Annotated in this window: 5 protein-coding genes and 1 pseudogene; 2 read left to right on the top strand and 4 right to left on the bottom strand. The window is 73.9% G+C overall.

Going from position 1 to position 5,383, the window contains the following annotated elements:
* Nucleotides 1–142 precede the first annotated feature (142 nt).
* Complete coding sequence (locus tag ACSNOD_RS27885) at nt 143–550, top strand: VOC family protein (protein ID WP_436769843.1); 408 nt, start codon at nt 143–145, stop codon at nt 548–550.
* Nucleotides 551–683: 133 nt separating this feature from the next.
* Here the strand turns inward: ACSNOD_RS27885 and ACSNOD_RS27880 are convergent, their stop codons facing one another.
* Complete coding sequence (locus ACSNOD_RS27880; RefSeq protein WP_436769842.1) at nt 684–1,304, bottom strand: DinB family protein; 621 nt, start codon at nt 1,302–1,304, stop codon at nt 684–686.
* A gap of 169 nt (nt 1,305–1,473) precedes the next feature.
* On the opposite strand from ACSNOD_RS27880, the gene ACSNOD_RS27875 reads away from it, so the two are divergent.
* The gene (locus ACSNOD_RS27875; RefSeq protein WP_436769841.1) at nt 1,474–2,415 is read left to right on the top strand and encodes an NAD-dependent epimerase/dehydratase family protein; all 942 of its coding nucleotides are present in this window, start codon (nt 1,474–1,476) and stop codon (nt 2,413–2,415) included.
* A 169-nt stretch (nt 2,416–2,584) separates the two neighbouring features.
* Here the strand turns inward: ACSNOD_RS27875 and ACSNOD_RS27870 are convergent, their stop codons facing one another.
* From ACSNOD_RS27870 to ACSNOD_RS27860, 3 genes and pseudogenes are all read right to left on the bottom strand, one after another.
* Complete coding sequence (locus ACSNOD_RS27870; protein WP_436769840.1) at nt 2,585–3,670, bottom strand: sensor histidine kinase; 1,086 nt, start codon at nt 3,668–3,670, stop codon at nt 2,585–2,587.
* Nucleotides 3,671–3,816: 146 nt separating this feature from the next.
* Nucleotides 3,817–4,485, bottom strand: coding sequence for a response regulator (locus ACSNOD_RS27865; RefSeq protein WP_436769844.1), 669 nt, complete (start codon nt 4,483–4,485; stop codon nt 3,817–3,819).
* Nucleotides 4,486–4,790: 305 nt separating this feature from the next.
* Nucleotides 4,791–5,383: pseudogene (locus ACSNOD_RS27860) on the bottom strand (daptide biosynthesis intramembrane metalloprotease); the annotation flags it as partial.

The raw sequence follows: 5,383 nt of genomic DNA, 5'->3' as shown, positions 1-5,383 counted from the left end.
CTCCGCCCACTCCCCCGGCCCCCGCCCGCTTCACCGCCGGCTCTTCGGCCGCTTCTCCGGCCCTTCCGGAAAAGTGCTCAGAGGGTGCGCAGTTTAGGCCGCAGGATGGTCAATGTCACCGACCGAAGGGAAGGAACCAGCGATGCTGCGAGGAATGGCCACGGTCAACTTCTGGGCCGACGACCTGGAAGCGGCGAAGGAGTGGTACGCCGAACTGCTGGGCGTCGAGCCGTACTTCGAGCGGCCGGGCGACGGGCAGCCGGCCGCCTACTACGAGTTCAGGATCGGCGATCACCAGACCGAGCTCGGCCTCATCGACCGGCGCTACGCCCCGCCGGGAGCGGCCACCACCCCGGGAGGCGTGATCGCCCACTGGCACGTCGACGACGTACGGGCCGCCCGGGACCGGCTGCTGGCCATGGGCGCCACGCCGTACGAGCCCCTCACCGAGCGCGGCCCCGGCTTCGTCACCGCCTCCGTGACCGACCCGTTCGGCAACGTCCTGGGCATCATGTACAACCGCCACTACCTGGAGGTCCTGGACCGGTGAGGCGCTTGTGAGGCGCTTGTGACGCCCTCGGACGGGGAGCGTTCTCAGCCCGCGCCCAGGCGGCGGGCGGTCGGCAGCAGGCGGGCGACGGTGTGGCGGATCTTCGTCGATCACTGGGCGCCGAAAGGGGCCGTCACTGGCCCACCCGGCCGTCGATCCGCTCGCGCAGGAGGTCCGCGTGGCCGCAGTGGCGCGCGTACTCCGCGATCTGTGCCACCAGGACGTCGCGGAGCCGCTCCTCCCCGCCGGGTTCGGGGCCGAGGTCGGAGAAGCCGACGTTCCGGGTGTTCAGGTCGGTGACGCCGGCCAGATAGCGGTCGGTGCGTTCCACCTCGGTCCGCCACTGTCGCCAGGCGTCCGCCACGACCGCCGGGTCGGCGGTCGCGCCGGTGAAGTCGCCGTCGCGGTCCTCGTCGGTGCGGTACAGCCTCGGCGCGTTCTCGCCGGCCATCACCCGGCGGAAGCGCCGTTCCTCCTCGGACAGGTGCCGCACCAGTCCGAGCAGGGACATGGTGGACGGCGGTACGGCGCGCCGGGCCATCTGTTCGGCGTCCAGGCCCGCGCATTTCATTTCCAGGGTGAGGCGGTAGTGGCGCAGGTTGTCGAGCAGGACGCCGCGTTCATCGGCCGGCTCGGCATCGGTCTCGCGCGGGTCGTCGTCCGGGTCGACCCACATGTCGGGGTGGATCGTCGACCGGGTCCACCGGGTCTGTACCGGCTCAGGGAGTTCCTCGATGCGCGCGCCCTCGTTCATGGGGGCATCGTCGCGTGCGGCACCGCGGCCCGCCACCCAATATCGGGCCGCCGCCTCCGGGGAGCCGGCACCCCACCGGGCCGTCGCCTCCGGGAGCCGGCACCCCATCGAGCCGCCGCCTCCCGGGCGCCGGCACCCCGGGCCCGTAGTCCCGTACTAATGTGCGCGGGTGAGTTCTTATGTCGTCGTAGGATTCGGGCCCGTTGGGGCCGCCGTTGCCCGACTGCTGGCCGAGGAGGGCCACGCGGTACGTGTCGTCACCCGGTCCGGCCGCCCCGCGGAGCCCGGCATCGAGCACCTCGCGCTGGACGCGGCGGACGCCGAGCGGCTGGCCGAGGCCGCCCGGGGCGCGGCCGCGATCTTCAGCTGTGCCTCGCCGCCCTACCACCGCTGGACCGCGCAATGGCCGCCGCTGGCCTCGTCGCTGTGCGCGGCGGCCGAGGCGAGCGGAGCCGTGCTGGTCATGACGGGCAACCTCTACGGCTACGGCCCCGTCGACACGGTGCTGACCGAGGACCTGCCGCTGGCCGCGGCCGGCCCCAAGGGGCGCCTGCGCGCGGCCCTGTGGGAGCAGGCGCTGACACTGCACGAGCAGGGTCGTATCCGGGCGGTCGAGGTGCGGGGCTCGGACTTCTTCGGGCCCGGTGTGACGGACGGCGGGCATCTGGCCGCGCGCGTGGTGCCCCGCCTGCTGCGCGGCAGGTCCGTCTCCGCCCTCGGGGACCCCGACGCGCCGCACAGCTGGAGTTATGTGCCCGACGTGGCCCGTGCGTTGATCGAGGTCGCGGGCCAGGAGCGGGCCTGGGGCAGGGCCTGGCACGTGCCCACCCTGCCGCCGCTGTCGGTGCGGGAGATGGCCGACCGCCTGGCCGAACGGGCGGGAGTGGAGCCGGTCGCGGTGCGCGGGACGCCGCCGGTCCTTCTGGCGGCCGCGTCCCTGTTCTCCCCCTTGATCCGCGAACTGAGGGAGATCCGCTATCAGTTCGACCGCCCCTTCGTCATGGACTCCAGCGCCTACGAGGCCGCCTTCGCCACTCGTGCCACCCCCCTAGACCAGCAGCTCACGGCGACGGTGGAGTGGTGGCGCGAGCGGCTGGCCGCCGCCGGGTGACCTCCGCCGCGCCCTGACCTCCGCCGTGCCCTGGCCCTCCGCCGCGCCCTGATCTCCGGTGTGCCCTGGCCCCCGCCGTGCCCTGGCCCTCTGCCGTGCCCTGGCCTTTGGGCGGCCGTGTCGACCGTGCGTACCGTCGAGGGCCGCCCCTTTGCCGCGGCGCCCCGGTTCAGGACTGTTCAGTGGGCAGCGTGGCGGTCACCAGGAAGCCGCCCTCCGGGGTGGGGCCGGCGGTGAAGAACCCGCCCAGCAGGTGGACGCGCTCGCTCAGGCCGAGGAGACCGTGGCCGCCGGTGGGCAGGTCCAGTGGCTGTGCCTCGGGGCACGCCGGGCCATTGCGTACGGCGATGTACAGCTCGTCGGCACGGCGGGCCACCGTCACGTGCACGCCGGCCCCCGGGGCGTGTTTGCGAACGTTGGTCAGGGCTTCCTGGACGATGCGATAGGCGGCGCGCTCCACCGTGGCCGGGCAGTGCGCACCCGCCGCGGCGTCGATGTCGGCATCGATGTCCAGGGCGCTCTCGGCCAGCAGACGGGGCAGGTCGGCCAGAGCGGGCTGGGGCGTGAGCTGCCCGGTGTCGCCACCGGCGGCCCTGAGCACCCCCACCATGTGGCGCAGCTCCTCCAGGGTGCGCACCGAGAGGGTGCGGATGGTGCCGGCGATCTCCCGGACGGTGGGGTCACCGCTGTGCATGCGCAGGGCCCCGGCCTGCAGGCTGACCAGGCTGACCTGGTGGGCGACCACGTCGTGCATCTCGCGCGCCAGCTGGGCGCGTTCGTGGGCCAGGGCGTGTTCGGCCATCAGACGCGCCTCGCTCCGGCGGCTGCGGGTCAGATCGGCCAGGCGCGCGCCCAGTTCGGCCCGCAGGGCCACCACGCGCGCCAGCGCCACCGCGGCCACCGTCGTGCCCACCGACACCTCCGCTTGCATCCACAGCCGGTGACCTCCGACCTCCCCCATGCTGTGCAGGGGGTAGAGCAGGAAGCTGGCGAGCGCCACGGCCATGCCGCAGACCACCCCCAGCCACCGCTCCAGCCTCAGCCGCGCCACGGTGTACAGGGCGATCAGACCGGCCACGTACGAGGTGCCCATGTACACGCCGGGGAGGGTGAGCAGCAGGACGGTGATCGGGAAGCGCAGGCGGGCCACGAGGGCGGCGACGGCCAGGGCGTTGACGACGATGCCGGCTCCGGTGGGGGTGGTGATGAGGTAGGCGTCGCCGGCGGCGAGGAGGACCGGCCCCCATACGTTCACCCCCCACCGGCTGCGCGGAGGTGGCGCCAGCCAGGCGCCGCGCGCGGCGGGGCGTGCGCCGCCACGCATCCGGCTCCCGAGCTTCCCGCGATTCCCGTGCTGCCCACGGTTCACGTGGCCCACGTGGTCCACGCGCCGCACGTGGTTCATGCGGCGGGGGGTGAGGTGATCCGGATCAGGCCGGCCCGGTCGGCCAGCACCGCGGCCTGGACCCGGTTGATCCCGCCGAGCTTGGCCAGAAGCGCGCTGACATGGTCCTTGACGGTGCCGTGTGCCAGATGCAGGCGCTGGGCGATCTCCCCGTTGGACAGCCCCCGCGCCAGCAGGGCCAGGACCTCGCGTTCACGAGAGGTCAGCTCCGCGACCGCGCGCGTGGCGTCCTCGGCGCTGTCCGCGGTCCGGAGGTATCCGCCGATCACCGTGGAGGTGACCGAGGGGTCGAGCGCGGTTCCTCCGGCGGCCAGGGTGCGCACCGCGCGTACGAGGTCCTCGGGGTCGGTGTCCTTCAGCAGGAAGCCGGCCGCTCCCTCGCGCAGCGCCCTCACCAGGTACTCGTCGCTGTCGAAGGTCGTCAGCATGGAGACGGCGGGCCTCGGCGGGGCCTGGCCGGCGGTCGGCGGGGGCTGGCCGGCAGTCGGCGGGGCCTCACGCGCCTCCTTCAGCCGGCGCAGGACGGTCACCCCGTCCACATCCGGCATGCGGATGTCGAGCAGCACCACGTCCGGGCGCTCGGCGAGCACCGTCCGCACGGCCTGGGCGCCACCGCAGTCCGCGACGACCTCGATGTCCGGCGCCGAGCCCAGGATCATCCGCATGCCCGAGCGGACGAGCTGCTCGTCGTCGACCACGACCACACGGATGGGCTGCGAGGCTGCTTCCGGCTCCACGCACCGAGGGTATGCCGGGGGCGCCGGCACCACGTCGCCGTACGCGCCGGGTGGGTGACTCCGCGCCCGGCAGTCGCTTCCGCACCGAACCCGGGCCCCGTTCCCGTACGGCGGCCGGGTGAGCGTACGACGGCGGGCGACCGTACGGCGGCCGGCTGAGCGTACGACGGCCGGGTGGCCGTACGGCGTCCCCGCCCCCCGTACGGCGGGGCGGGGAGTACGGCGGCGTGGGGTCAGGCCGCGGCCAGCAGTACGGTGCCGGCGGCGGTCAGCAGCAGGGCGGAGGCGGATGCCGTGATCCGGCCACGGGAGGCTCCGGCGGCGCGGGCACGGGCCAGCAGGCGGTACAGGCCGATGCCCACGCGCAGCACCAACACGGCCAGCAGCACGTTCACCACCACGGCGGCGATCGCGGACGGTACGGGCAGCACGCACGTCCACAGGATCACTGCCTGACCGACCATGAGCACCGGGAACGCGACGCAGCCCAGGCCGAACAGGACGGGCCAGCGCGAGGCGGGCAGCAGCAGGCGCCGGCGGGGGCTGCCGAACGCGCGGGCGGCCATGGCGTCGCGGGCCTCGTCCATGGCCTTGTCCCGCAGGTGGGAGATGTCCAGGTGGCTCATCAGGGCCATGTAGCCGTCGAGCTTCACGAACGGCATCAGGTTGAGGACGCAACGGCTCAGGCAGCCGATGACGTACAGCAGCAGCGCGTCGGCGACGGGGCCCTCGGGCAGGGCCGGCACGGCGAGCGAGAGGACCCCCGCGAAGGCCAGTTCGGTGCCGACTCCGGCGAGCGCGACCGCGACACGCTGGCCGGGCCGCG

Source organism: Streptomyces sp. URMC 123 (assembly GCF_051386515.1).
Lineage (GTDB): Bacteria > Actinomycetota > Actinomycetes > Streptomycetales > Streptomycetaceae > Streptomyces.
Note: the sequence above shows the minus strand (reverse complement) of the source record. Positions and strands in the feature narration are given on the sequence as shown.